This is a genomic window from Enteractinococcus helveticum (assembly GCF_001657475.1).
Taxonomy (GTDB): domain Bacteria; phylum Actinomycetota; class Actinomycetes; order Actinomycetales; family Micrococcaceae; genus Yaniella; species Yaniella helvetica.
In genome coordinates, this window is sequence record NZ_LXEY01000012.1 from 106,285 (window position 1) to 131,256 (window position 24,972).

The following is a 24,972-nucleotide window of genomic DNA, read 5'->3' on the forward strand; positions in this document are numbered from 1 at the left end:
TTACTCTAAGGACATCCAGATGGTTTGAGTATCGAGGAACTTTTCTATTCCCTCCGCCCCGTTGTCTTTTCCTCCCATCCCGGAGTTCTTGAACCCGCCGAATGGTGCTGTGGCGTGCCAGTCGGAGTACGTATTTACCCAGACTGTCCCTGCTTCTAATCTTTGGCTAATGCGATGTGCATTGCGCACGTCGTTGGTCCAGAGGCCAGCTGATAGACCATATTTACCCTTATTTGCGCGTGTGATCACTTCCTCTATGTCATCGAAGGGCTGCACGATCAGGACAGGCCCAAAAATCTCTTCTTCTACTGCTGGGGTGATATCCGGGGGGCCTACTATCGCCGTAGGTTGGAGGAAAAACCCATCGCTGTTTCCTTTTTCTGGGCGTAGTCCTCCGAAAGCGATCTCGCCGCCGTTTATGGTGACTTCTTCCAGGTATCCTTCAACCTTATTTCTGTGAGTGTCCGATGAAAGTGGTCCCATTGTTGTGGACCGATCAAGGCCATGGCCAAGGACTAAGTCCTCAGCATGCGTTTGAATTGCTTCTAGCACCTCGTCTAGAACACTGCGGTCAACCATCAGACGTGAACCGCTGAAGCATACTTGACCAGAATAAAAGTAGGCAGTCGTTGCGGCATATTGTGCTGCTTTTGCGATGTCGGCGTCTGGCAAAATAATGTTAGGATTCTTGCCGCCGAGTTCAAGGGCCACTGGTTTGAGATCTTGTCCCGCTTGGCCTGCAATGTGACGCCCTACCTTTTCTGAACCCGTAAAAGAGATCATGTTGACTGCCGGGTGAGAGACAAGATGGTGTCCAGTATTTGCTCCAGTACCGGTAACCACGTTTAAGGTTCCTGCAGGTAGACCAGCCTCCATAGCTAACTCCGCTAACCTCAAAGAAGATAGGGATGTAAGCTCTGATGGTTTTAGCACGACAGTATTTCCCGCTGCTAGCGCTGGAGCAATCTTGATAGCGGCTTGACATAGTGGAAAATTCCACGGTGTGATGGCAGCTACGACGCCGCGAGGTTTTTTATGCGTAAAAACATGAGCGGTTGAGGCTGAGGCTGCAGGTACTGTGTCGCCACGTAACTTGGTGGGCCAGCCAGCATAGTATCGAAACTGCTCAATAGCGAGTGGCAGGTCAACAGTTTCCACTTGACTTACGGGTTTTCCACCTTCGAGGGCGTCATACTGTGCGAGTTCAGCCGCATTCTCCTCAATCAAGTCAGCTAGGCGGTGCAATGACGCCTCACGTTGAGAGGCCGCCATGTGACCCCAGGATTCGTCGAAGGCTCGTTTTGCAGATAGGACCGCTCTATCGACGGTTTCTTCGTCTGTTTCACTTACTTGAGTGATCACTCGTCCAGTAGAAGGATCGATGATATCGATGCTTGTTTCATTGATCGAGTGTTTAGTTCCTTCAATAAAACTGCCATGTTTCTGGGTGGCAAACTTGTATGCTGACGGGATGAGTAGGTTGGATAAATAATTAGTTGTATCAGTTGTTATTGACATAATATTTTTACCTCTTAGGTGTATCGATGATGAAACTTTTCTCAGCACTCAAGCCGTAGGCGATGTGTGCATTTTTCTATGTCGGTAGATTAAAGGCCTGGGTTCATTGCTTTGCTCAAGATTCGAAATGTGGCCGACGACGATGGTGTGATCACCCTCTTGGATGAGGCTCGTTACCACACAGTCAAAAACAATTGCAGAGTCGACAAGTTTAGGTAAGCCAGAACTATTTAATACCCAGTTTGTGGTCTCGAATTTTTCTGGACCCTTTTTTGAAAATGCGAATGCAGTCTTCTGCTGTTCCTCTGACGCAACGTTCACTACAAAACCTCCGCCAACCTCAAGTGCTGCTAACGTATCTGAGTTTGACTCGAGGCAGACTAGCAGGAGTGGAGGCTCTAATGACAACGACACCATCGAGGAGACTGTTGCGCCATAAGGCGTCCCCTGATTGTCTGCGGTAGTCACGATTGACACTACGGCGGGTAGCTCCGCTCTGATATCGCGGAGAGTTCCTTCTTCCAGGACATTGCTGTGATTGCGGTCACTAATTATTGTCATGCTATGAACCATACATCACATATATTTTGGATTGCAAGACCGTAATTCACAATATGTTGGAATTTTAGAGCAGTTATATGCAACTAGGTGACGAGGCATCATGATCGATGACAGGAGTTGATTCCTCCCTCCCGTCCTTTTCGCTTATTTGGAGATAGAGGCCGGGCTCTTCGCTTAGCACCACAAGAATGCTTTTCCAGATTCACTTTTTGTAGTGGCGACCCACCCCGGTTGTGGACGGGGGTAAAGGCCGACATAGGCATGTTTCCTGTAAAAGCGGGAGCCACTTCAGTTGCTCCGTTGCACTGTTGGACCTGGTGAGGTGCGAGCAGTTTCTCAAAGCCGCCTGTGACCCAAGACGAATAGTGAGCACCTTTTCGTTATCGTGCGCGAGACCGCCAGGGCTTTAGGTGACGATCAGTTGGTCCAGGACGATGACCACCTCGGCACTGATCTACAGAGCTTCCGCGTGCGTAGTCAGTAGCGCGGTGAGTATTTGTCGAAGTTATCCAGGGTCTCCTCGGATGCCAGGCGTCAAGATCAGTAAGTGATGTCGGCGTCCAGCGTTAATTGGAAAGATCAACTTGGAATTGAGTAGGAGTAAGACAGGGTAGACGACGACTGAGAAGCAAGCGATCTGTGGCGACCGTGATGCAATGAAGCCTTACTTATGATTTTTTTCGACGTACTTATGTTGACTGGCGACACAATGTGACGTAGGCTACATTTAGCAATTCTGACAATATGAGGTTTCCAGGAACTGCCCACCGAGGGCATCAGGGGAATTAAGAAGGAGAAGAACAGTGCGAGTTCGCGGTAGTGAGGCTTTCGTGGAGGCCCTCCGTATCGAAGGTGTCGAGGTTGTTTTTGGGATCAATGGCTCAGCTATCGTTGATCCGCTTGATCTCTTTGATACGGCTGGGATCTCATTTGTCCAGGTTCGTAACGAGCAAAATGCGGGTGGGATGGCAGATGGGTACACTCAGGCGTCTGGAAAAATTGGCGTATGTATCGGACAAAACGGACCAGGGATCACTAACCTCGTCAGTGGCGTTGCCATGGCATATGCCAATCACACGCCCATGGTTGTAGTGACACCATCCGTAACGACGAAGCAACGTGGTAGTCATATCGTTCAAGAAGTCGATCAGATGTCTCTGATGTCTTCGATCACGGTTTCTCAACATCAAGTATCTACTGCAGAACGTATTCCGTGGGCCATGCGAGCAGCGTTCCGTGCGGCGCGCATTAAGCGTGGGCCAGCACAGGTCGATATCCCGCGTGATCTTTTTTATGAGGAATTCGAGTATGAAGAGATCGCCCCGGAACGGTATAGGCACTCGGGTCTGACTCGCCCAGTTGAAAGTGATATTCGCGCTGCTGCAGATGCCTTGCAGAACGCCGAACGGCCCGTGATTTTGTGTGGGCTCGGAGTAAGTCAGAGCGGTGACATGGGAGCTATCGCGGCTATCGCGGATTCAGTGGATGCTGCAATTGCGACCATTTACAACCACAACGATGCCTTCGATAACTCTCATCCTCGCTATATCGGTCCACTGGGTTACTGTGGATCACGTTTTGCCATGGAATATGTTGCACAAGCGGACGTGATACTGGCGTTAGGCACTAGACTTAACATGACTGGAATCATGCCTCAATACGACCTAGATTTTTGGCCGCGTTCAGCAACACTCATTATGAATGATAACAACCCTCTTGCCTTGGGTGCGGACACGCCTTTCGATGTAGGACTTGTGGGGGATTGTGCTGAAACAGCCCGCGCGCTAGAAACTGAGCTGACTTCACGTTCGGCACCCGTGAAGTCTTCTGAAGAAACTCTCGCTGAGATTCGAGAGGGCAAGTCACAGTGGTGGGATCAACTGCATAATGAAGCAGGAAGCGCCCAGACACCATTATCCCCGAAGTTGGCTTTGAAAAAGATTGCTGAAATGACGCCTGAGGATGCAATCGTGACTGCAGACGCAGGAAATGCCACTAGCTTCGTGACAACATATTTCCAATTCACCCAAGGCCGTAGCCTCATGATGCCCGGGACTTTTGGATCGATGGGCGGAGCCTTTTCGAACGCCATCGGTGCAAAGATTTCATCACCTGACCGCCCTGTAATTGCAATCAGCGGAGACGGCGCATGGGGAACTGGCCTTCAAGAAGTGCTGACAGCAGTGGCCGAAGATGCTCCCGTTATTTCTATAGTGCTCAATAACGGCTCCTTAGCTGCCGAAAGAGCAAACCAAATGGGGTTCTTAGAGGGACGTTTCTTTGCTTGTGATTTAGATAATCCTGACTTTGCTGTAATTGCGGAAGAAATGGGAGCACTCGGTCGAAGCGTGCGAACTCTTGAAGACCTGGAATCGGCCTACTCTGAAGCACTTAGTTCTGATAAGCCTGTCGTGCTTGATATGCATGTTGACCTTGCGGTATTGGCGCCGCCCCGACGCAAAGATGCTCTCCAGGAGCGACGACGCTTGCATCCGCGATATGTCGAAGACAGTAATTAATTCATAGCCAGATCTTCCGAGATGCAGTTTTATGACTGAAACGGGTAACTAATATGAAAAATTCTACTCTCGCTGAGGAAAGCAAAGAGTTAGCTGAGAAACTGGATTTAACGGGGGCTCACCGTGCCTTTCGTACACCAATCGGACGTAATGTACACGGTACCTGGGCCCGTATCGCTTGGATAGCAGTCATCGCGGCAGTGGTTGTTGCGGTAGTATACCCGACTTTCCGAGTGGTTCTAACAGCAGTACTTGATCCAAATACTGGCGCGTTTGACGCTAGAAGTTTTATTCAGATCTTGCAAGATCCCTATACTTGGGAGGCGACTGCTACCACTTTAGGTATGGGCTTGGTAGCTACCGTACTGGCTTTAATCTTTGCTGCGCCTATGGCCTGGGCTGTAGTCCGCACCAATATGCGAGGGCGTCGCCTCTTTATGCACCTGAGCTTCATGAGCTTCCTAACACCAGGAATGCTCATCGCTCTAGCGTATTTGATTCCGTTTGGTCCGAACATGACAGGTGCAGCATTTCTCTCAAATCTGTTTGGTACCACGACGTCGCTGTACAGCTTCTGGGGGCTTGCCATAATCACGGCCTTTCACGAGTTCCCCATAATTTTCATTAGCTTGGCAGTGGCTTTGTCGAGCATGAGCAGTGATCTAGAAGATGCAGGGTATTCGCATGGGATTTCTCCTGTTGGAGTGCTTCGAAAAATCACTTTCCCCTTAATGAGACCAGCCTTAATTTCGGCCTCATTTTTGGGCTTCGTGGCGGGTATCAATGTTTTTGGGGTTCAGGCTACCCTCGCAATCCCTGGCGGCATTCCTTTGCTCACTACTGCAATTTACCAAGACTTCGGTTACCCCGTGGATTTCGTGCATGCAGCGACCATGTCTGTCATTTTATTAGTGGTGTCCATCGTCTTAACAGTACTGACTAACTGGTACGTTGGCCGACATACCCACCCCATGGTCGTGGGGAAATCCGGTGGTAGCGCGAAGCTCATCTTGTCTCGCTGGGCGAATATCTTCCTCATCGCTTGGAGCAGTTTGGCTATGTTAATCATTCTGATCGTGCCTGGAATCATTCTGTTACTTGGAAGTCTCTCCAACACGGGAAGTTACACATTGTCTTTCGACAATCTTGGGTTCGCATCTTATGAAGCTCTCTTTGAACTTGGTCAGACGGTTTTGGCCTTGTGGAACAGTGCCGTATTTGCACTCATTGCGACCTTAACCGTTTTAGCTATCTCCTTAGCGCTGGTATATTTCGAGCGTCATGGATTCCGGTTCGGAAAAGTGATGAACTCCATCTCGGATCTTTCGTTCGTGATTCCTGGCATCGTATTGTCGTTCGGTCTCATTACGGCGTACAGCACTGGGCCCTTAGTTTTATACAATACGGCTGCAATTATCGTTATTGCTTATATCGGCAGATTCCTGCCGTTCGGTAGGAGAAATCTTCACGGAGCGATCGGCGAAATTGACCGAGACTTGGAACTGGCAGCATATAGCCATGGCGTGTCCGGGGGGCGCACTTTTTCACGAGTGATGTTCCCGCTCTCTAAGAGGGCCCTGCTGGCCGGAGCGATCATCTGCTTTTTCTTTGCATTCAACGAACTGTCATCTTCGATCTTGCTTATTACCAGCGAAACTGTCGTGTCTGCGACTGTCTTATTGAGCTACAAGGAGGAGGGACTGATTGGGCAGATGTATGCATTGTCTTCAGTGCTCTTCGTTCTAAGTGTTATTGCCTACCTTGTGGTTATCAAGCTCGCCGGACGCAAGGCCTTCGCGGATATCGACTAGATAGGAAAAACCATGTCGTCTATTACTCTTAAAGATCTCAACTTCACATACTCCAACACCGACGGATCAGGTGGCTTGCGCAACGTTTCACTACACATCCAGGATGGAGGAGTCACGGCTATCCTGGGCGCAAGTGGAAGCGGCAAGACGACCTTGTTGCGGTTGATTGCTGGATTTATCCGCCCATCGCACGGCGAGATCCTTATCGACGACCAAGTCGTAGCTGGCTCCAAATACGTGGCCCCCCAAGAGCGTAACCTTGCAGTGGTATTCCAAAGCTATGCGCTTTGGCCACATCTGTCGGTCGAGCAAAACATAGAGTTGCCTCTGAAGTCTAAAAAACTGAACCGAGAAGAACGGCAGCAACAAGTTACAGAGGCTCTATCGCTCACCGGCCTGACTGAACTGCGTCACCGTGCACCCGCAGAACTCAGCGGGGGCCAACAGCAGCGCGTGGCCTTGGCTCGTAGTATTGCTCTTCGTCCGGGATTAATATTATTTGATGAACCGCTGAGTAACCTGGATGCAGCCTTGCGTGGTCGCCTTCGCCTCCAACTCAAAGAAATGCAACGTACTACAGGTATCACCTTCATCTATGTAACTCATGATCGAGATGAAGCAATGACGCTTGCAGACCAACTCGTGGTGCTTGAAAAAGGACGCCTACTTTGCTCAGGGGCACCTCGTGAACTGTACGAATTTCCTCCTAATCGTTCAGCCGCGGAGATACTGAGCCATTGGTCTGGTGAACTTCCGGCAATTGTTGAGGATGCGTCAGCCGGAAGCATGCGAATCGCAGGCACCAACACGGTTGTTCAGATCAAACAACACTGGCTTTCATCCGAGACGACGTCAGGAGAACCAGTCTCTATTTTCGTCCGCACTCAAGGTCTCACTATCGCTGACAATGTAGGAAATCAGGGACCCCAAGTAAGCGGGGTTGTCGAGCATACTGAATTCACTGATGGAGCAGTTAAATTGTGGGTCCGGCTTGCTAACGATATAAGAGTGTCGCTTGTTGATTCTCGGCTGCGTCCTGCTGAAGCTGACGAGGAAGTAGTCCTGAATATCTCAGAACAGCATCTTGTCGTTTTGCCTGCAAATGGAAGAACAGTAAATCAGTGTTCTTCTCTTGTTAGCGCATAATTCATTCATCTAAAGAGGGAACCACCATGAGAAAGAAATTTACATCTCGCATCAAAATTACCGCTGTTGTCGCCTTCGCTAGCTGCACCGTTCTACTTGCGGGCTGCTCCACTGAAGCAACACAAGATACCTCAGGGACTGCACAACACGAGAGCAATGGGCCTGTCCCTACGGCTACTTCAGCAAGCTTAGAAGCTGAAGCGAAAGAGGAAGGTAAAGTCGTGTGGTATACAAATGAGCCTCGCGAGAACGCTACAGCTATTGCTGACCTCTTCATGCAGGAATATCCTGAAATCGACGTAGAAATATTGCGACTCCCCGGCGAAAAAATAGCCGCCAAACTCGAAGCCGAATTCTCTGGAGCAGGCCTTGAAGGTGATGTTGCTTACGTCACACCAGGCTACACGGTGCAGCGTCTCGCGGAGAATGGAGCTTTCGCTCCTTACTATCCGGAGAACATAGATGAAGTTGATGATAAATACAAGGATCCTAACGGGAACTGGGTGAGTACAGGTTACACACCTTTAGTCGCTATCGCATACAACACCAACGAAGTAACTAAAGACGAAGCTCCCGCTTCCTGGGAAGACCTCACCGAAGAAAAATGGAAGAACAACATTGCTCTTGGTGACCCTGCAAGCCTGACTGTTGCCACACAAGCCGCAGCCTCGTGGATGCAGAACTTCGGAGAAGACTATATAGAGCAACTCGGAGACAACAACCCAGTGATCTTGTCAAGCTTCGGAGATACAGAAGCCGCGATTCTGTCGGGTTCATCACCAGTTGGAACCGTCACCGATTTCCGCACATATGCTGATATGGCTGAGGGCCACCCAATAGAACTAGTTCTTCCCGAAGAAGGTGCAATAGCCACCCCCGGAGCTATGGGCATAAATGCTGATGCGCCACACCCCAATGCAGCCCGTTTGTTTGAAAATTTTCTCTACAGCGATGCTGTCATGGACCAATACGCTAAAAACTACACCTACCCCATACGTCCAGGATTTGCAGGTGAAGGTATGCCCGACCTCCAAGACGTAAAGCTATTACCAACCGATGATTCCGTACTTACTGACCCTAACGAGATGGTCTCCCTGCGGCGCCAACTCAACTCATTATTAGGTTGATCAAATAATAACTTCGTAAGATAAGGAATGTTTGTCATGCTCGAAGATAAGAGCGAATCGGCTGGATGCCAAGATGTCACGTTGAGGAGCTATCGGGTCGTGGATTATGGCACAGCTTCTGCAGCTGCTGAGTGTTTTGCCGATGATGCGGTACTTGACCGCTATGGGGATATCAGCGTTGGCCGAGATGAATTGCTCAATCTTTTTGGTGAGAGAGAGCGCGAAACCGAAAGAATCACGTGTCACGCGGTGGTTAATTATGCTCATATTCCCGTCATTCCTGGCGTATGCGCAGAAGCACATTACTCACTACTCGTTTTTCAAGTTCGACCAGATACAGACTCTGAATTCGTAGGGGTACGTAGGTGTTTAGATCGCTATGTCAAACAAGGAAATCGTTGGGTCATTGAATATCGCAGACAACAAGAACTAGGTGCTTTTTTTCACGAGCAACTAAGTGCAGGGTGAGTGGAATGAATAACACACAGAGACCCGGTATCATTTTCGACCTTGAGGGTACTCTTTTAATGTCCGAGGATGTAGTGAGCTCAAGTTTGGACCAGGCTATTTCAAATCCTGTTCTCCATCGCCGTTGGGAACACGCCGAACTACGGGACCCCTCGACGACACTTATGCGTGCGCGTGGCAGCCGTCAGATTTTCCTTTCTTCTATGGAGGACAGTTATATAACACCCTTTGCGGGAATTGACTCGATGCTTAGGCGTTTGCAACAAGATTACGCACTTGCGGTAGTATCTAACGCTCGCAAAGAAATAGTAGATATTTTGCTTCGGAAAAGCGGGCTTGCGCAGTACTTCGAGACCGTGGTGAGTATCGACGATGTTGCTCTTGGAAAACCTGATCCGGAAGGTATTCATGTGGCCTGTGCCCGTCTTGGAACATCGGCATATGAAACTCTAATTGTCGGTGACACAACTCAGGATGCTAGTGCTGCTCAAAGAGCTGGCTCGCTTTTTGTGTTAGCCCAATGGCAACACAATGCTCGCAAAGATGCCGTCCCGACATCAAGTAATGCTGCCGCTGAATATAAACAAGTGACAACTCCGAATGAGCTTGAGGCACTATGTTGTTCCGGAGTGGATAGTAGAAACAGCGTAGATTACCTGTCTATTGGTCCTGCAATATGAGATGCTCCCTTTATGCCCCTCCACTGATAGATGTTGATTATGACCACTGTTTCATCCACTTATAAATCACAGCTTCGCTCTTCCGCGGTTCTCCGCTCCGGAGAGTTGCTCAATCTTATTCGACAAAGAGGACCATGTACCATTTCCGAGCTCAGCGAAGCCATGGAACTGGCCCGGTCGACTGTCACCTCGCGGGTTAAAATTTTACTGGACGCCGACCTTATTCTAGAGAGCAGATCTACTGCCAGTGGTAAGGGTCGTTCAGCTGCAGCATACGAATTTAACCCGAATGCAGGTGTGGTCCTCACCGTTCAAATCGGTATAACGGCATCTCGTGCTGCAGTTACGAACCTTGACGGTCATCTTCTGGGCAGCGCGATGATCGAAGCAAAAACCTCAAGTGGTCAAATACAGGTCATGCAAGAAATTGTACAAGCTTTCCGACAGTTACTGGAGAATAACAGTACAAGGGGCAAGCGCCTTTATGGTATAGGTGTTGGCTTACCGAACTTATTGGAATTGCGCCAAGTTCTTAACACCTCAAGGGACCTTCCAACAGGCAGTGCTTGGTCACTTGAGGAGCTCTCTACGGCTTTGGTCGAAGAATTTGATGTGCCGGTCTTTGTCGACCACGATGTCAACCTCATAGCCTTAGCTGAATACCACATGCAGAGTCCGCGTCCCGAAGTTTTGATATCAGTCAAAGCAGGAACTGTTATTAGTTGCGGAATTCTCGTAGGGGGAGACATTGTGCGTGGACGGCAGGATATGACCGGAGAAATCGGTCACACGATGATAGAAGGCTCGGATGCTTTGTGTAATTGTGGAAATCGTGGATGCTTAAACGCCGTTGCAGGGGGCAGAGTCTTGGCTGAGGTGCTCAGGGAAAAAGGCTTCGAGGCGGACAGTGTACAAGATGTCAGTGCCCTTGCCAAAAGAGGTGTCCCTGAAGCGATCGAGCAGATTCGTATGGCGGGCCGAAGGATTGGTCAAGTGCTTGCAGGCATAGTCAACCTTCTTAACCCGGATGTGATTCGAGTGTGGGGCTACCTAGCAGAACCCGAAGATCATCTATTTGCTGGGATCCGAGAGTCCTTAGCTAAACATGCCTTACCAATGTCTTCTGAAGTAGTAGTGCTAGGGCCAACACAACTGAGAGATGATGCCGGCATTAGAGGAGCGAGCATGCTTGTGGTTGAGCGGATGCTGACCGATGACGAGATTGAGCAACGCCTCGACCAGTTCGTGAAGTGTCGAGGTCAGCAAGTTGCTGATGATTAGCAAAGCCATCTGGTCATTTGTATTCCTGTAGCGAGCTATCCCAGAAATCACAAGCGTACAGAACGGAATATATTCTCATGGATAACGAGAATGCTACGTTCGGTATCGATTCGAGGCATTTAATGCGTCAAAATAAACGCGGCGCTGCATTTCCTAAAAGACAGGCCCTAAGAACATTGCGTGTTTTATGTGGCGCTGGACTTATTGGAACGCTTTTGTTAGGAACACGCTTCAAGTAGCGGATGTCTGACGACCGGATGTGCTGTGTCAGGACCTTTAGCACATGCGATGTCATGACCTTGTGCACACCCGGTGTCACCACCTTAGGCGCACTTGCGGCTGGTGATTTCCAGGATGATGTGTCATCAACCTTGTGCACATCTGGTGGTCGTGATGATGAGGAGTATGGTTACTCCCTTATCACCGGCAGTGCGCCGGAAAATTATTGCTTTTGATCCCGCTGACCCTGATGCTGTGACGGTGTCGGAATTCTGTAAAACGTTGAAGATCTCACGACGCAGTTTCTACACGATCCGGACCCGCTACGCTGAAGAATCTCAAGCAGCCTTGCATCCGCGCAGCAGTGCGCCCCATACCACCCAGCGCGTCTATGACGAATCCGTAACGCGGGTGTTATTGGCGGCACGAGCGGATCTGAAATCCCGGGGCTGGGATTATGGACCGATGTCGATCCGATTTGAAATCGCCATCGAACAACTGCTGGACCCGCCGATCCCATCAGTATCCACGATTGCCAGGTTGCTGCGTGCGGCAGGAGCCGTGGAAGCCAACCCAAAGAAGCGGCCGAAATCCTCTTATGTGCGGTTTCAACGGGATCAGGTGCGCTCGTCAACTTTTTGAGACAGTTGTCTGTGTTTCTTTTTCTGGTTATGCGGCCAAGAGTTCTTGGTCGCAAGATTGGTAGTTGATCCAGGCGTGCATCGGTGGGTGACCACCGGTGCGTTCGTTGGGTCGGCGTCGGTTGTACCAGGACTCGATGTAGCCCATAATGGCGGCTTCAGCCTCACGGTGGGTGGCAAACCGGTGGTGGTAGTAGAACTCGGTCTTGAAGTGTGAAAACCAGTTCTCAGCGACCGAGTTGTCCCAGCAGACGCCAGTGCGGCCCATCGACTGGGTCACTCCGTTGGCTGCGCACCAGGCCTGAAACTTGGCTGAGGTGAACTGAACCCCTCTATCCGTGTGGTAAATCGCCTGGTCAGGGTGGAGATACCCTTGATCACGGGCCATGGCCAACGCCCCGATGCATAGGTCGGTGCGCATGTGATTGGCGGTATGCCAGCCGATGACCATCCCGGTGCACAAATCGATGACCGTGGCCAAATACAACCAGCCCTGCCCTGTCTTGAGATACGTTATATCGCCGACCAATCGGGTCCCTGGTGTCTCGGAGGAGAAATCCCGGTCGCCGTGGTCATCGATCATATGATTGTCGATGTGTTCCGTTCTGGCTTGCGGGTCTTGGACGGTGGTCTGTTTCCACGCCATAGTGCGGATGGCCCGCAAATCGTGAGCCCGCATAATGGCTCCTACGGTGGACTCCGAGACCTCAATACCTTTGGTGTTCAGCAGCCGGGTCAGCTGACGCCGGCCCGCCATGCCTTCAGCATCCTCATATTCGGCTTTGACGGCCGCCACCAGCTGTTGGTGGCGCACCTGGCGCCCAGAGGGTTGCTTGGGTTGGCGCCACCGATAAAACGAGGCCCGCGAGACCTGCAGTACCCGGCACATCATGACAATGGAATAGTTGGCCTTCTGCGCTTCGATGAACGCGTAGCAGTCTACGATTGTTGCTTCGAGGCGAAGAAGGCGCTGACTCTTGAGAGGAATTCCACCTCTTGTTTCAGCTTGGCATTTTCCTTGAGCACCCGCTAATGCTCGGCATAGGCCACCGACTCCGGGGCGTCGCCAGCAAACTCTTCTGGGTGGTCCTGGCGGTACTTGCGCACCCAATTGCCAAGGGTGCCTTCCTTGACCCCAATCTCCACACTGACCTGCGCAACCGGACGACCCGAATCGATGACCAGATCCACGGCCCGCTGTTTGAACTCTGCAGTATATTTCTTTCGCTCTGTCACGATGAGTAAGGCTCCTACTAACCTGTCTCACTCAAGCATACCGCCGCAGAGGCCTCAGAAGATAGCATGTGTGGAACTTCGAGGTCGTCCATCGGTTCGAGAGTAAGGGTGAAGTCTTCTGCTGGGGCGTCGCCCTTGTTTGTCACAATGATGCGATGTCCTCTTTGTCTGGTGCGGAGCTTCCCTTTACTGTCGGGTACTTGCTCAGTTCGATAGTGATAGGAAGCCACTGGCTCTGCTCCACCTTGTGAAAGGATTCTTCCAGTGGGTGCTGCCAATTCGAGGCGTTCTAGATCGGCTTCCACAGCGTTCCGTACCTGATAAGCCAAATCTTCCGCGCTAGCGTAGCTCCCCAGTAAGCCTTCGGCTTCCAAAGTTTGACGGAACTCTGCTACTACCTGTGCTCCCTCTAGATGATCTCTGCTTACTGGCGCATCTGAGAACCACACATGCACAGGCTTGCCGCTAGCGGCAGCCCGTTCTATTTCTTCAGCCGTGCCGGAAACAGCGTTTTTGGTTGCTTGTCCTAGGCGGGCATCGAATAAGGCAATGACGATATCGCACTTGTCGACTAATTGCGCATTAATCGTTTCTTGTCCAGATGAACCCATCACAGGGACCGCATCGGTTTCCCACCGTCGAGGCAGCAAGACAACTTGTTCCCTTTCAGCCCGACTAGCGTTCCATCCGTGTAACGCCCGCTCTACCGCATTTCGTTCCTCGATTGTGTCCCCGGGCGAAGCAATCAACACCTGCAATACATTCGCATTAAAACTCATATCCCCACTGTACGAAGCTTTCACAAGGGACGGAATGGTCCACCTGTCACCTAAAGAAGGAACAGAAAAGTGACAACTCGGATATACCTAGGTGAAGGTATTCTGTAGCGAATGCGACAAGGGTACTGGACACCCCAGTCGACACGACATGCACTGCACTGGCTCTGGCTATGAAAAGACGCTAACGCCATTTACTATCACTGATCCAGAGAAGCTTATGAGCACTATTGAAAGTGCCAAGCAATTAGGTTATGCGCTCAGCTCCGAAGAGTTAGAAATGGGGATGCGCTCCTTGGCTGTTCCCGTAATGGATTCACGCGAGGACTGCGTAGGGGCAATGAGTGTGAGTGCTTTCAGTGGACGGTACTCACCTGGAGAACTCGTAGAAGCTGCCTTGCCAATATTAAAAGATGCTGCGGAAGAACTCGGCAAAACTCTGTAAGGGTAGTTGGTAACGAGGACAGTAGCTTTCAAACGCTCCCCATCGCAGGTTTTACATGAGGTTATGCCTTGGGCTCGCCTCATATTTGGCATCTGGGCCTGTCCTTTAACGCCACCCCATGTGTCAAATCGGGTATACCTGAATAAGGCCTCTTTATCTGGGAAGAACAAGCGCACAGTGCTCAAGTTCAGGGTTTTGATAGTGGTTATAGATTCTAAGCGGAGGGGCTGAGATGACCGGAGGATGCATGAAACGCACGACTGTAGCCACCCGAATCAGTGCTGTAGCAGCTGTTGGGGCACTGTTCTTGGCAGGCTGTGCCACCGATACAGAACAAGACGCAACTGAGGACCAGCCCACCGCCACGCAAACTGAGGAACATGCGCATAATCCTGATGGTGGTCCCGCACCCGAGGATCTTGCCGAGGCAGAAGATCCTACCTACCCAGTAGGTACCACGGTAGAACTTACTGCGGATCACATGCCGGGGATGCAAGGCAGTGCAGCCACCATTTCTGGGGCATTTGATACGGCCACCTACTCGGTAACATATACCCCCACTGATGGATCCGAGCCGGTGGTGGATCACACATGGGTGATCCATGAAGAATTAGCCGACCCAGGCACCCCACCATTAGCAGAGGGCACTGAAGTGGTCTTGGCAGCTGATCATATGGAGGCCATGGACGGTGCTGACGCCACCATCGAGGCCTCCACACAAGAAACCGTGTACATGGTGGATGCGACCATCGATGGCACGGAGCTGACCAACCACAAATGGGTAGTCGAAAGTGAACTCCAACCAGCCGAATAATATCGATCAGACAACGTGAGGTGTCCGTGCACCGGTGGAGTGTTGCCACAGCCTTCGACGGGCCACCGCAAGACGCTTTAGAGGGTTTTCAGTGCTGTCAGGGCGGCTTGGAGGCGTTGCTCTGCATCCTTGGCGACTTCGGTGACCGCCGGTGTATTGCTCAGCTGGACCATGGTCTGTGGGTCAAGGGCCTGGATGGTGGTGACCTTTGCTTCTGGTGCTCGTCTGATGACGACGTTACAGGGCAGTAATGCTCCCATGGCTGGGTCAGCAGTTAGCGCTTGCTGGGCCAGTGTGGGATTGCAGGCTCCTAAAATGATGTAGTCTCCGATGTCTGCTGCCGCTTCGGGACCAAGCTTGGTCTCAAATGTTGCGGGGATATCGATTTCGGTTAAGACACCGAATCCTTGTGCAGCCAGGGCTTTTCGAGTCCTAGCAACAGTCTCGTCATAGGATAAGTCAACGGTCATGGTGTGGGTATACGTCATGGTTGGGACTTCTTTCGGTAGGGTTTTTCAGTCTTGTGGTTCCCCGCATCGATGCTGCGGGTTGGTTTTGTCCTAGCGGACTTCGATGATGCCCATCATGCCCAGATCCTCGTGATCCAGGATGTGGCAGTGGTAGACGGTTTTGCCGACAAAGGTATCGAAGGCGATACGCACCTTGACGCTGCTGTTGGCTGGCACATTGACCACATCCTGCCATGCAGGCTCCTGCACAGCCGTACCCTGGGTTTCGATTAGTTGCATGGGCCAGACGTGGAGATGCACCGGGTGATCCATTGGGCTGGTGTTTTGCAGCGTCCATTCCTCGATGGTCCCGGCACCGGCGGTGATATCCACCCGGGCAGGGTCAAAGACCGCACCGTTGATCGTAAAGTCCATCATGCCAGAACCACCGGGCGACTGGGATGCAGCGGTGTTGTGGCGCATGCCCATACCGCCACCCATACCCATGGTCATGCCAAAGGTCAGCTCACGTTTGGCCGTGACAGTCTCGGAGCGTAAATCCCGCGGTGCAGACGGTTGGCCAACTCCATCCAGCGCCTGGACTGGGGTGCCACTGACCTCAAAGGTAGCTAACGGAACCTCAGCCTGGCCTGGCGAAGCTAAACCAAAGCCAGTGCCGCCCATCATGCCCATACCACCCCGGTCCACTGCAACAGCACGTAATATCGAGGTCCCAGCCGATGCGGTCACGATCACATCGGCCCGGTTGCCCGGGGTTAAGACAACCTCGTCCACTGTGGCAGGTTCCGGGTATCTACCAGCGTCGATGCCCAGTAACTCCAGCTGCTGGTCGTCCAGTTCAAGGTGCAGGTAGCGGGAGGTGCACGCATTAATGATCCTCCATCGTTCCCGCTGGTGCGGCCGGGCCTGCAACGTAGGATTCACCTGACCATTGACCATCACCAGGTTGCCCTCTCGGCCCATCATCGTATCCATGGGGTCAGCCCCAGCTACGGAACCATCTGCAGTCAAAGAAATGTCCGAGATCACCAGCACCCGTTCCCGTGTGACGACCACAGGATCTGGGTCTTGGACGATGATGGCTCCATAGAGTCCGGCAAAGAGCTGGTCTGCTACATTGCCATGATGATGTGGGTGATACCAATACACCCCCGGTGGGTGATCGGCTGGCAACTGGTAGTGGTAGGCAAAGGCCTCACCCGGGTCCACCGCGACGAAGACATTGTCGCTGTTGTCTTGCGGTGAGACATGCAACCCGTGGACATGAAGATTTGTTGGCGCCGCTAAGTGGTTGGTCAGGGTCAGGTTGATCTGATCACCAGGCGCCACCACCAGCGTGGGACCTGGCAACGAGCCGTTATACCCCAACACAAAAGCCTCTTGGCCTGCGATACGTGCCGTATATGGGGCTGCGGTCAGCTCCACATCCAGGGAGCCGTTGGCGCTTTCCAATACCGGTGGTTGCTCAAAATCAGCACCACCGCTGACACCTTGGCGTGTGCCTTGTGTCCACCACACCCCGGCCGCCCCGGCAGCGATGGCTGCTGTGCCCGCACCACCCAACAGCAGTACCTGACGACGAGTCATCGGCTGCATTAACGGCCCTCGTCAAGGGTGCGCAGTCGTGCTGTATATTCGTCAGTATCGATCTCGCCGCGAGCATACCGCTGGTCAAGGATCTGCCGGGCAGTCAACGATTCAGGGCTGTGGCTATACCTCTGAGGGTCACCACTTGGCCCGGAGGTGCCACCACGCACCAACCGGATAGTCAGGACCACTAAGAGCACCACACCAATCACCAGCAGCGCCCAAAACAGCCACATCCACCCCCAGCCCATCATCGAACCATAACCATCCATCATGTCCTATCTCCATTCTGTATACTGCCACCCACAACTGCCCAAAGCCACCGCAACCCAACCCAGCGATTACCTCTCATGGGCTTGACCAACAGATACTACGGGCATCGCTAACGTCACCCAGTCATGCATACCACCCCGATAGTACGCCAGCCCTGCAGCCGGATAGCCGACCTCCAGTAACGCTCGAATCGCTTGTGGGGACTGCGGACACTGCGGGCCATTACAAAACAACACGGTCAGCCGCGACGGATCAAGTCGATCTTTGGAGTCTAAGATCTGGTCGTGGGGGATATTGATCGCCCCAGGGATGGTCACCCCCGCCCGGGAATCCGGTAAGCGACTATCAACAAGGACAGCTCCATTGTTGACCGCTTCGATCAACTCCAGCTCCCCAACAGTCACCACGTTTGGGGCGCAGTGCAGTGGTTGCAGTTCACCCCACGTAGAGTCGACCACTACCAAGTCCTCGGCGTCTGCAGCATGCCACGGCACGCTGGCCGGCTCTTGAGTACGAACTCTGGACTGACGATATATAGCACGCGAAGTATGTCCCATACCCCCTACCCTATTGGAATACCAGTCAGAGACATAGAGGGGTATTCGAAGCTGCAACTTCGAATAGCGCTTGCCAACACCAAACGCCAAACGTGAAAACGTCTAACCAGGTATGCCCGATTAGATGCTGCGTACGTGTGCGCAACTATGCTGCCAAGACAGGTTGAAATGCAGTCCATAATAAAAGGACAAGGCGAGCAAGACCCCGCTCCGGACCGAAGAAGGTCACCGTGATAGACCGTGCTGAGATCACCGTTGGATATCTGCACGCCTGTGGCGATCTGGAAACCTTCCTCGCGCTGGCTGGTGACGCCGAGTTGCGTAGCCGAAGCGCCGGTACGCGCTGGACCAACGAAGAATTGTTGTTTCACATGGTGTTCGGTTACATGGTGACCCGACGCCTGCTGCCCCTCGTCAAGTGTTTCGGTCGGTTGCCACCGTCCGTGGGGAATGCCTTTGCTGGGTTGCTCGATGCCGGGACCAAGCCCTTTGATTGGGTCAATTACTGGGGGTCTTGGGCGGCATCGCGCGTGTACAATCGTCACCGGATGGCCCGGAAGTTGCGTCGGGTCACGACCACGCTGGCCGCCAACCTGGAAACCGAGTCCCACGCCTCCTTGGGGCTGCAGATGGCGTTTCCCACCCGGTGGGATCCATTTTTTCGGCCGGTGATGACCGTGGCCGACCTCTACGCCTACCCCACGAAACATTTCGCCTTCCACGCCCAGCAACTGAGTTTCCTGCCCCACACCCCCGAATAACAAAGGGTCAGGCACAACAAGACGTGGGCAGCTCGTCATGGAAGGTGCCTGCCACCAGGCGCAGTGCTTCGGAGGTGGTCAGATAGGGTGCCCAGGTGTCGGCGAGGTGGCGGGTGGTCATCCCCGCGGTGATCGCATAAGTTGCCGGGAGCAGGAGCTCTGCTGCGTGATCGCCGATAGCGCTGATGCCCAGGATTTTGTCGGTTCCTGTTTCGGCGACCATCTTCAGCGCCCCGCAAGTGTCGTGATTGACTAAGGCGCGCGGCAGGTCTTGGAAGCTCAGCACCCGGGAGTGACACCGGTACCCGGCTCTCCGGGCCGCGGCTTCGGTCAGTCCGGCCGTGGCCAGTTGGGGGCGCGAGAAGATCACGGCAGGTAGGCCGGTGTAATCGACTTTCGTGGCCGGCACTTGCGGATCGGTGCGCAGGGCATTGGCCGCGGCGGCTTTGCCGGTGGCCGCGGCGACGTAGACATATTGCGGGGCCGCCGTAACGTCACCGGCAGCAAAGACCCGCGCATTGGTGGTGCGCTGGTGGTCATCAACGAGGATGAATCCCTCCTGGTCGGTGGTGATACCTGCGGCGGGCAGGTTGAGATGCTCGGTGGACGGGCGGCGGCCGGTGGCCACCAGCAGGCGCTCAGCACACAGGCTGCGTCCCGAGGCGGTGGCCACCTGGATCTGGTCATGCTCCTGGGTCACCCCGGTGGCGTGCTCTTCGAGCACCGTAATCCCATCGAGGGTCAGGGTTTGTCGGAGGATGGCGGTCATTTCTGGCTCGGCGGTGGGGGCGATCCGGCCGATGATCGTCACCCGGGTGCCCAAGTCGGCCAAAAGCTGGGCTTGTTCGATGCCGACGTAGCCGCCGCCGATAATAATCATGGACTCGGGCAGCTCGGTCAGTGCCATGGCCGTGGTCGAGGTCAGATAGTCCACCTCGTCCAACCCGGTCACGTCCTGTGGTAAGGCTGGCACCGCGCCGGTGGCCAGCACAATCGAACCGGCTGTCACCGGGGTCCCATCCACCACCAGGGTGTCGGGATCAACAAAGGAGGCCTCCCCGGTGCGGATCTGGAACCCATGCGCGGCCGCGACCTCAGCGTATTTGGTGTCTCGCAGCCGGGTGATTAGCTGGTCTTTTTGTCCGACCAGCGACCCCAGATCCACGCCCGCGGCGGAGGTGGGGACCCCGGGGAACGGGTTGGTCAGGGCGGCTTGCCGGGTGCCGGCCGCGGCCAACAGCGTTTTGGACGGGACGCATCCGATGTTCACGCAGGTGCCACCGAGGGTGTCCCGCTCGATCACCAACACCTCTTTGCCGGCCCGCCGGGCTGTAATGGCTGCCGCCATGCCAGCGCCACCGGAGCCCACCACCACCAGATCAACGTCGAAACCTTGTACCATCTGTTTGCCTCTTTCTTTGGTCTGCACCCAGTATGAACCTTCCAGTACACTGGAAGGTCAAGTCCGACGATCATAAAGGAGCCTTGAGTTCAATGAGGATTGGCGAATTGGCAGACGCTGCCGACACCACCACCAAAACGCTGCGCTATTACGAAGCCATCGGGCTGCTGCCACCCCCGGATCGGGCCCCGAACGGCTACCGAGACTACCCCGAAGCGATGCTCTGGCGACTCGATTTCATCCGTCGAGGCCAACGCGCGGGACTGTCCCTGGCCCACATCGGTGAGATTCTGCGGATGCGCGATACCGGCCAGCCGCCTTGCGCCCACGTCGACGCGCTGCTGGCCAACCGTCTGACCGAGCTCGACCAGCAGATCGCTGACCTCATCCAATTACGCCAGACCGTCACTGCCCTGCACCACACCAGCCGCGCAGCGGACCCCGCCACGTGCCACGCCGAGGCCATCTGCACCAACCTCTGACCGCCAGAGCTGATGACTGCAAGAACTGTTCAACCGCTGTGGCTTAGAGACCGAAGGCTCCGCCGCTGATGAGGATCACAACGCCCAGCCCAATGAGGACTGCTGGAAACAGAATGTGTTCCCACCGTTCCAGGGCTTCGGCGATAGGTTTCCTGGACGTAATCCATCGAGCCACAAACACCAGGACGGCGACGAGGAGTAAGAAGACGATGCAGTAGGCCAGGATTGTGCTCCAGCTAACACTGACGAACACTGGCACATAGACCCCGATATTGTCGCCACCATTGGCGAAGGTCACCGCGGCCACGGTCCAGACCGAGACTCGCTTGCCTTCCAGCTGTGCTGCGTCGTCATCGTCGTCGTCGCGATTGCGCCACGCCTGCCATGTTGCCCATAGGCCTAGCCCCAGTGGGATCAGGCCAAAATAAGGCAGCACTTGGTCAGGTAGCATCGCTTGGGCGCCCAGGGCCGCAAGCACGGCAGCCCCGAGAATGCCGAGGAATCCGAGATATTGTCCCAGCAGGATACGGCGGGTGGTGCCGGGTTGTCCTTGGCCTCGGCCGAAGAACAACGACAAGATAATGATGTCGTCGATATTGGTGGCGATGAACAGCCCAACTGCTTGCGCAATGGAGGACAGGATCACGCACTCACCTCCGCAACGTCACTACAGTCCCCCACAGTGCAGGCCGGGTCGATGCACGGTGCGGCCTCATCGACGGCCAGGGTCGTGTCCACCAGCGCCGTCAGTGCCCGAGTCAGGTGTGGGTCGGCGATCTCATAGCGCGTCTGGCGTCCCTGGTGGTGCGCCACCACAATCCCACAGTCCCGCAGACAGGCCAGATGGTTTGACACGTTCGACCGCGTCAGCTCAAGGTTCTGGGCGAGTACCGCCGGATACTCTGGCCCACGCAACAGGGTCAACAGGATGCGGGACCGCGTGGGGTCAGCCATGGCTCGACCCAAGCGGTTCATCACATCAATACGTGCATCATTCGTCAGCATGCGCTGAACTATACAGCAGTGACTGAATAGTTCTTCTGGGTTTTACGAGAAGTGGAGTAGATCGATGCTCACCCCTAAAGAATTTCCACCACGACAACAGTTGAGTACTGTCAAAGAGGGTATACCGGCAATTGTCTGCCTTGTTTGGCACATTTGCCTATTGCTTAGTTTGTTGAAGAAGGAGGGAGGGTCAGTCAAGTCACCGACCCTCCCCTTCGTGAGTGGACTAGGCCGCTTGGCTTCTAGGCTCTTCGTAACGTCGTTCAACGAAATCTGTGAATTCTTGGATGAGATTCACGCCGTTGTCATACGCATGTTGGGTGATCCGCAGGTTTGTTTCCCGACTCAGTTTGTAGCCGGGCATTTGTTCAATTTGCTCCTTCGTTGGTCGAAAAGAGCGACCATTGGGGAAATAGGTGGTGTGTACTTCTTGGCCCCAACCTCGCACCGTTGTTTGGTGGAAGCGCTGGTAGCTCATCAATAGAGACGGCCCGGCCCACTGCTTGGGTACTAAGAGTAGGGGAGCACCGTAGACAAGGGGCAACTCTGCGGTGCGAGTAGTCCATACCAAGTTCTGGTCATCCCATATTTGGTATTTGTCTGGGCGCGTTTGTCGCCCCAGCTCGGGATACCGGCGCATCATGGCCTGGGTGAAATCGATTAGCGCGTTGAACGCGATACGAGTAGTGATGTCGCTGGTAATGTCGCGGTCTACCCCGGCCACGAAGAGTGGCAAATTCTCTAGATATTTGAGAATAGCCACTTCTAAGAGAGGTCTCAGCTCATCGGACAGAGCTTCGGTGATGCTCCACCCAACTTCAAGACCACCACCACGGCCCATGATCTCCAATTTCGACATACCGAGGCGGGTCTCGTTAGGCTCTCCGAAATGTTTTAACAGATCAAAGGCCCCGCTCACATCGTTGGCCATGATTTTCCGAGCTACCAGATCAAGAAAGGTATTCATCTGCTGAACCGCAGCAGCTCTGTGGGGAGAAGCCCATGTATCCAGTCGAATCCGACAAGGATCAACGAAAAGACCGTTGTCCTTGTGGGGTTCTATATCGAGAAATGGGACAGGCCCATTGATCTTAAAAATATTTCTAATTGTAGGCATAATGCCCTCTTTCTTTTTAAAGAGGGCCCGGAGAAGCTGAGCAATATGTTCATGCTCATATGAAACTTCGGTAGACTACCAATACTTGCCTGCTTAGTAAGTACTGGAGCCTTCGGGCCCATTAAAGCGACCCCATCCTGCTGTAACAGGGTGAGGTCGCTAATTTTTTTAAGACGGAATGCAGTCAATGTCATTGGCCTCCATCTAATCTTCACTTGCATCTGGGGACTGGCTGCTACGACCTGCAGGGGTATAGGATCCCGCGAGGTCGATGCACAGCATCCCATTTTCGATGAATGGAACGAATCTGCGGCTTTCACTCACATCAATCTCATACGCATCAAATAACGCCGCAGCAAAAACCGACGTGTAGCCAGTCTCGCTAGGCTTGCGTAATTTATAGCCATGCGGTGAATCATCAACTGGACGAAGTGCTAAAACATTTCGCTGGCGATCAAAAAGAAACTCGACCATCATAGCCTGGTCGATCATTTCGTGCGCTGCCGCATTCAAACCAATTGTGCCACTTTTCTGAACAGTGGCTATCGGTTCCTTCGTCAAAGCAGCAACTCTTCTGCTGAACAACTCGAAGCCCATTGTGCACCTCCTTTGCAAGGTAAATAATAACTCTAATCAAGAGTGTATCAGATCTCAACGAAAGCAACGAGAGAAGGCGGGTAAGTGTGTTTTTATTTTTTCCAACAATCAACGCGCGTTAAAAAAATAAACAAACAAATGCACTAACTACTCACGCAAATCGTGGAGCGGGGGCGAGATTGAGGGCGCTAGAGATAACGGCCAGCTTTACGTGTGACTGTTAACTTCGTTTGGCGGTTTTTCGCAGGTTCAGATGGCGGTCCGCCCGACCGATACCCTTGGAGGCATGATCGAACTCGAGGAGTCGCCGCCGCTGGCGCTACTACGTAAATGCACCGACTCGATTGTGTCGAGCTGATAGCTCTGAGGGTATAAGACCTGTAAAGCCGGGTATACCCCTTTTACACACCTCACGACTCGACGAGAGTATTGTGACTGTTAACTTCATTTGGCGGGGTTTCACAGCTTCGTTTGGCGGCTTCAGCCACATTGTTGGTGATGGTATTCAGCTGTCCTCAGCAGGCAGCTGTTGGATACGCCGGTACAGGGTAGCTCGGGACATGCCAAAATCACGGGCCACCTGGGTGGCTGGCTCCCCGGCGTCAATGAGTTTCATCGCGTTCCGGATCTGGCTGTCGGTGAAGGCTCGGCGTCGGCCGCCTAGATCTTTGCCAGCGGCTCGGCGCTTGGCCACCGAATCGGTGATCCGTTCGCGCTTGATGTCCAATTCCATCTGGGCTAACGCGGCCATCACCGTGAACACCATTGACCCCATTGGCGTGGAGGTGTCCACATCCCCACCGCCCAGATTGAGCACCCGCAACCCCGCACCCCGCTCCCGCAGCTGCTGAGCGAACATCAGCATGCTCTGGGTGGACCGACCCAACCGGTCCAACGTGGCAATCACCAACGTGTCACCGGATTCCAGGGCCGCAAGAGCTTGATCGAATCCCGGCCGGGAGGTTCGAGCCCCAGAGACGCCATGGTCGACATACAGGTCATCGCGCCGAACACCAGCGGCCACTAGGTCCTCGATTTGCCGATCGGCCTGCTGGCCACGAGTCGACACCCGCGCATACCCAATAAATTTCTTCATGCCACCTCACACTGTCTTACAACCCACGTTGTTGACACCATTCTAGACTTTCGTTGCAAGACAGAGCTGCAAGACACCCAAATGCTTGAATTCGTGTGAGCCTCAAAACTCTGGGCGAGACGTCTTGCAAGCCATCCGTTGCAAGACGCTACGCCTGATGCCCGGCACCGCTCGTCCCTATCGCCCAGCTGCGACCGATAATGCAACATTGGGAAATTCGGAGAGCGCTAGTTCAGTATCCGCTGTATAGTTCAGCCTATGCTGATTAATGCTGCTCGTTTAGATGTGATGCACCGGTTGGGTCGAGCCATGGCCGATCCGACACGGTCCCGAATTCTGTTGACGCTGTTGGAGGGGCCTGAATATCCGGCAGTGCTTGCCCG

Annotated in this window: 27 protein-coding genes and 1 pseudogene; 13 read left to right on the forward strand and 15 right to left on the reverse strand. The window is 53.5% G+C overall.

The window, feature by feature from the left end; genetic code table 11:
• Both A6F49_RS04175 and A6F49_RS04180 read right to left on the reverse strand, forming a co-directional pair.
• A complete protein-coding gene (locus tag A6F49_RS04175) occupies positions 1 to 1,518 on the reverse strand; it encodes an aldehyde dehydrogenase family protein (protein WP_052504720.1) in 1,518 nt (505 codons plus the stop codon).
• A gap of 48 nt (positions 1,519 to 1,566) precedes the next feature.
• The gene (locus A6F49_RS04180; protein WP_052504721.1) at positions 1,567 to 2,079 is read right to left on the reverse strand and encodes a flavin reductase family protein; all 513 of its coding nucleotides are present in this window, start codon (positions 2,077 to 2,079) and stop codon (positions 1,567 to 1,569) included.
• Positions 2,080 to 2,882: 803 nt separating this feature from the next.
• On the opposite strand from A6F49_RS04180, the gene A6F49_RS04185 reads away from it, so the two are divergent.
• The 8 genes from A6F49_RS04185 (at position 2,883) to A6F49_RS04220 (ending at position 11,972) form a co-directional block, all read left to right on the forward strand.
• A complete protein-coding gene (locus A6F49_RS04185) occupies positions 2,883 to 4,598 on the forward strand; it encodes a thiamine pyrophosphate-dependent enzyme (protein WP_043057141.1) in 1,716 nt (571 codons plus the stop codon).
• Positions 4,599 to 4,651: 53 nt separating this feature from the next.
• Entirely contained in the window at positions 4,652 to 6,409 is a 1,758-nt protein-coding gene (locus tag A6F49_RS04190; protein WP_043057142.1) for an ABC transporter permease, read from the forward strand.
• A 12-nt stretch (positions 6,410 to 6,421) separates the two neighbouring features.
• Positions 6,422 to 7,555, forward strand: a complete 1,134-nt coding sequence (locus A6F49_RS04195) for an ABC transporter ATP-binding protein (protein ID WP_052504722.1) — start codon at positions 6,422 to 6,424, stop codon at positions 7,553 to 7,555.
• 26 nt (positions 7,556 to 7,581) lie between these two features.
• The gene (locus A6F49_RS04200) at positions 7,582 to 8,682 is read left to right on the forward strand and encodes an ABC transporter substrate-binding protein (RefSeq protein WP_082911581.1); all 1,101 of its coding nucleotides are present in this window, start codon (positions 7,582 to 7,584) and stop codon (positions 8,680 to 8,682) included.
• Positions 8,683 to 8,718: 36 nt separating this feature from the next.
• Positions 8,719 to 9,150 (forward strand): nuclear transport factor 2 family protein, encoded by a 432-nt coding sequence (locus A6F49_RS17245; RefSeq protein ID WP_161485766.1) that lies wholly within the window; start codon positions 8,719 to 8,721, stop codon positions 9,148 to 9,150.
• Between the two features lie 5 nt (positions 9,151 to 9,155).
• The gene (locus A6F49_RS04210; protein WP_052504723.1) at positions 9,156 to 9,830 is read left to right on the forward strand and encodes an HAD family hydrolase; all 675 of its coding nucleotides are present in this window, start codon (positions 9,156 to 9,158) and stop codon (positions 9,828 to 9,830) included.
• Positions 9,831 to 9,869: 39 nt separating this feature from the next.
• On the forward strand, positions 9,870 to 11,111 hold the full coding sequence (locus A6F49_RS04215; RefSeq protein WP_043057145.1) for an ROK family transcriptional regulator: 1,242 nt from the start codon (positions 9,870 to 9,872) through the stop codon (positions 11,109 to 11,111).
• Between the two features lie 405 nt (positions 11,112 to 11,516).
• Complete coding sequence (locus tag A6F49_RS04220) at positions 11,517 to 11,972, forward strand: helix-turn-helix domain-containing protein (protein ID WP_052504725.1); 456 nt, start codon at positions 11,517 to 11,519, stop codon at positions 11,970 to 11,972.
• A 27-nt stretch (positions 11,973 to 11,999) separates the two neighbouring features.
• On the opposite strand, the gene A6F49_RS04225 is transcribed toward A6F49_RS04220, so the two are convergent.
• From A6F49_RS04225 to A6F49_RS04235, 3 genes are read right to left on the reverse strand one after another with little or no spacing between them, the layout of a single operon-like run.
• Positions 12,000 to 13,082, reverse strand: a complete 1,083-nt coding sequence (locus tag A6F49_RS04225) for an IS3 family transposase (protein WP_150119383.1) — start codon at positions 13,080 to 13,082, stop codon at positions 12,000 to 12,002.
• On the reverse strand, positions 13,001 to 13,207 hold the full coding sequence (locus A6F49_RS04230) for a transposase (protein WP_161485767.1): 207 nt from the start codon (positions 13,205 to 13,207) through the stop codon (positions 13,001 to 13,003). Before A6F49_RS04230 ends, A6F49_RS04225 begins: the two co-directional genes overlap by 82 nt.
• A gap of 17 nt (positions 13,208 to 13,224) precedes the next feature.
• Positions 13,225 to 13,986, reverse strand: coding sequence for a DUF4062 domain-containing protein (locus A6F49_RS04235; RefSeq protein WP_150119384.1), 762 nt, complete (start codon positions 13,984 to 13,986; stop codon positions 13,225 to 13,227).
• A gap of 148 nt (positions 13,987 to 14,134) precedes the next feature.
• Between A6F49_RS04235 and A6F49_RS04240 the strand changes: the two genes are divergently transcribed.
• The gene (locus tag A6F49_RS04240; RefSeq protein WP_082911590.1) at positions 14,135 to 14,428 is read left to right on the forward strand and encodes an IclR family transcriptional regulator domain-containing protein; all 294 of its coding nucleotides are present in this window, start codon (positions 14,135 to 14,137) and stop codon (positions 14,426 to 14,428) included.
• Between the two features lie 247 nt (positions 14,429 to 14,675).
• Complete coding sequence (locus A6F49_RS04245) at positions 14,676 to 15,242, forward strand: YdhK family protein (protein WP_043057146.1); 567 nt, start codon at positions 14,676 to 14,678, stop codon at positions 15,240 to 15,242.
• Between the two features lie 77 nt (positions 15,243 to 15,319).
• Here A6F49_RS04245 and A6F49_RS04250 read toward each other — a convergent pair whose 3' ends face one another.
• The 4 genes from A6F49_RS04250 to A6F49_RS04265 form a co-directional block, all read right to left on the reverse strand.
• The gene (locus tag A6F49_RS04250) at positions 15,320 to 15,730 is read right to left on the reverse strand and encodes a DUF302 domain-containing protein (RefSeq protein WP_043057147.1); all 411 of its coding nucleotides are present in this window, start codon (positions 15,728 to 15,730) and stop codon (positions 15,320 to 15,322) included.
• Positions 15,731 to 15,802: 72 nt separating this feature from the next.
• Positions 15,803 to 17,308 carry a multicopper oxidase family protein gene (locus A6F49_RS04255; RefSeq protein ID WP_043057148.1) on the reverse strand — a complete coding sequence of 502 codons (1,506 nt, stop codon included), beginning with the start codon at positions 17,306 to 17,308 and terminating at the stop codon, positions 15,803 to 15,805.
• A complete protein-coding gene (locus A6F49_RS04260; protein WP_043057149.1) occupies positions 17,308 to 17,574 on the reverse strand; it encodes an SHOCT domain-containing protein in 267 nt (88 codons plus the stop codon). Before A6F49_RS04260 ends, A6F49_RS04255 begins: the two co-directional genes overlap by 1 nt.
• A 66-nt stretch (positions 17,575 to 17,640) precedes the next feature.
• Entirely contained in the window at positions 17,641 to 18,129 is a 489-nt protein-coding gene (locus tag A6F49_RS04265) for a rhodanese-like domain-containing protein (RefSeq protein ID WP_052504728.1), read from the reverse strand.
• 230 nt (positions 18,130 to 18,359) lie between these two features.
• On the opposite strand from A6F49_RS04265, the gene A6F49_RS04270 reads away from it, so the two are divergent.
• Positions 18,360 to 18,890 (forward strand): DinB family protein, encoded by a 531-nt coding sequence (locus A6F49_RS04270; protein ID WP_043057151.1) that lies wholly within the window; start codon positions 18,360 to 18,362, stop codon positions 18,888 to 18,890.
• A gap of 7 nt (positions 18,891 to 18,897) precedes the next feature.
• On the opposite strand, the gene A6F49_RS04275 is transcribed toward A6F49_RS04270, so the two are convergent.
• Positions 18,898 to 20,292: a dihydrolipoyl dehydrogenase family protein gene (locus A6F49_RS04275; protein WP_043057185.1), complete on the reverse strand. Its 1,395-nt coding sequence runs from the start codon at positions 20,290 to 20,292 to the stop codon at positions 18,898 to 18,900.
• Between the two features lie 92 nt (positions 20,293 to 20,384).
• On the opposite strand from A6F49_RS04275, the gene A6F49_RS04280 reads away from it, so the two are divergent.
• A complete protein-coding gene (locus tag A6F49_RS04280; RefSeq protein WP_043057152.1) occupies positions 20,385 to 20,774 on the forward strand; it encodes a heavy metal-responsive transcriptional regulator in 390 nt (129 codons plus the stop codon).
• A 43-nt stretch (positions 20,775 to 20,817) separates the two neighbouring features.
• On the opposite strand, the gene A6F49_RS04285 is transcribed toward A6F49_RS04280, so the two are convergent.
• The 5 genes from A6F49_RS04285 to A6F49_RS04305 form a co-directional block, all read right to left on the reverse strand.
• Positions 20,818 to 21,420 carry a cadmium resistance transporter gene (locus A6F49_RS04285; RefSeq protein ID WP_043057153.1) on the reverse strand — a complete coding sequence of 201 codons (603 nt, stop codon included), beginning with the start codon at positions 21,418 to 21,420 and terminating at the stop codon, positions 20,818 to 20,820.
• Positions 21,417 to 21,779 (reverse strand): Cd(II)/Pb(II)-sensing metalloregulatory transcriptional regulator CmtR, encoded by a 363-nt coding sequence (cmtR, locus tag A6F49_RS04290; protein ID WP_043057154.1) that lies wholly within the window; start codon positions 21,777 to 21,779, stop codon positions 21,417 to 21,419. The genes A6F49_RS04285 and cmtR overlap by 4 nt, the downstream gene beginning before the upstream one ends.
• 226 nt (positions 21,780 to 22,005) lie before the next feature.
• Entirely contained in the window at positions 22,006 to 22,746 is a 741-nt protein-coding gene (locus A6F49_RS04295; protein ID WP_150119385.1) for a hypothetical protein, read from the reverse strand.
• Between the two features lie 354 nt (positions 22,747 to 23,100).
• On the reverse strand, positions 23,101 to 23,493 hold the full coding sequence (locus A6F49_RS04300) for a hypothetical protein (RefSeq protein ID WP_043057156.1): 393 nt from the start codon (positions 23,491 to 23,493) through the stop codon (positions 23,101 to 23,103).
• A 505-nt stretch (positions 23,494 to 23,998) separates the two neighbouring features.
• Positions 23,999 to 24,589: a recombinase family protein gene (locus tag A6F49_RS04305; protein WP_043057157.1), complete on the reverse strand. Its 591-nt coding sequence runs from the start codon at positions 24,587 to 24,589 to the stop codon at positions 23,999 to 24,001.
• Positions 24,590 to 24,847: 258 nt separating this feature from the next.
• Between A6F49_RS04305 and A6F49_RS17250 the strand changes: the two are divergent.
• Positions 24,848 to 24,972 (forward strand): annotated as a pseudogene (locus tag A6F49_RS17250) (Cd(II)/Pb(II)-sensing metalloregulatory transcriptional regulator CmtR); the annotation flags it as partial.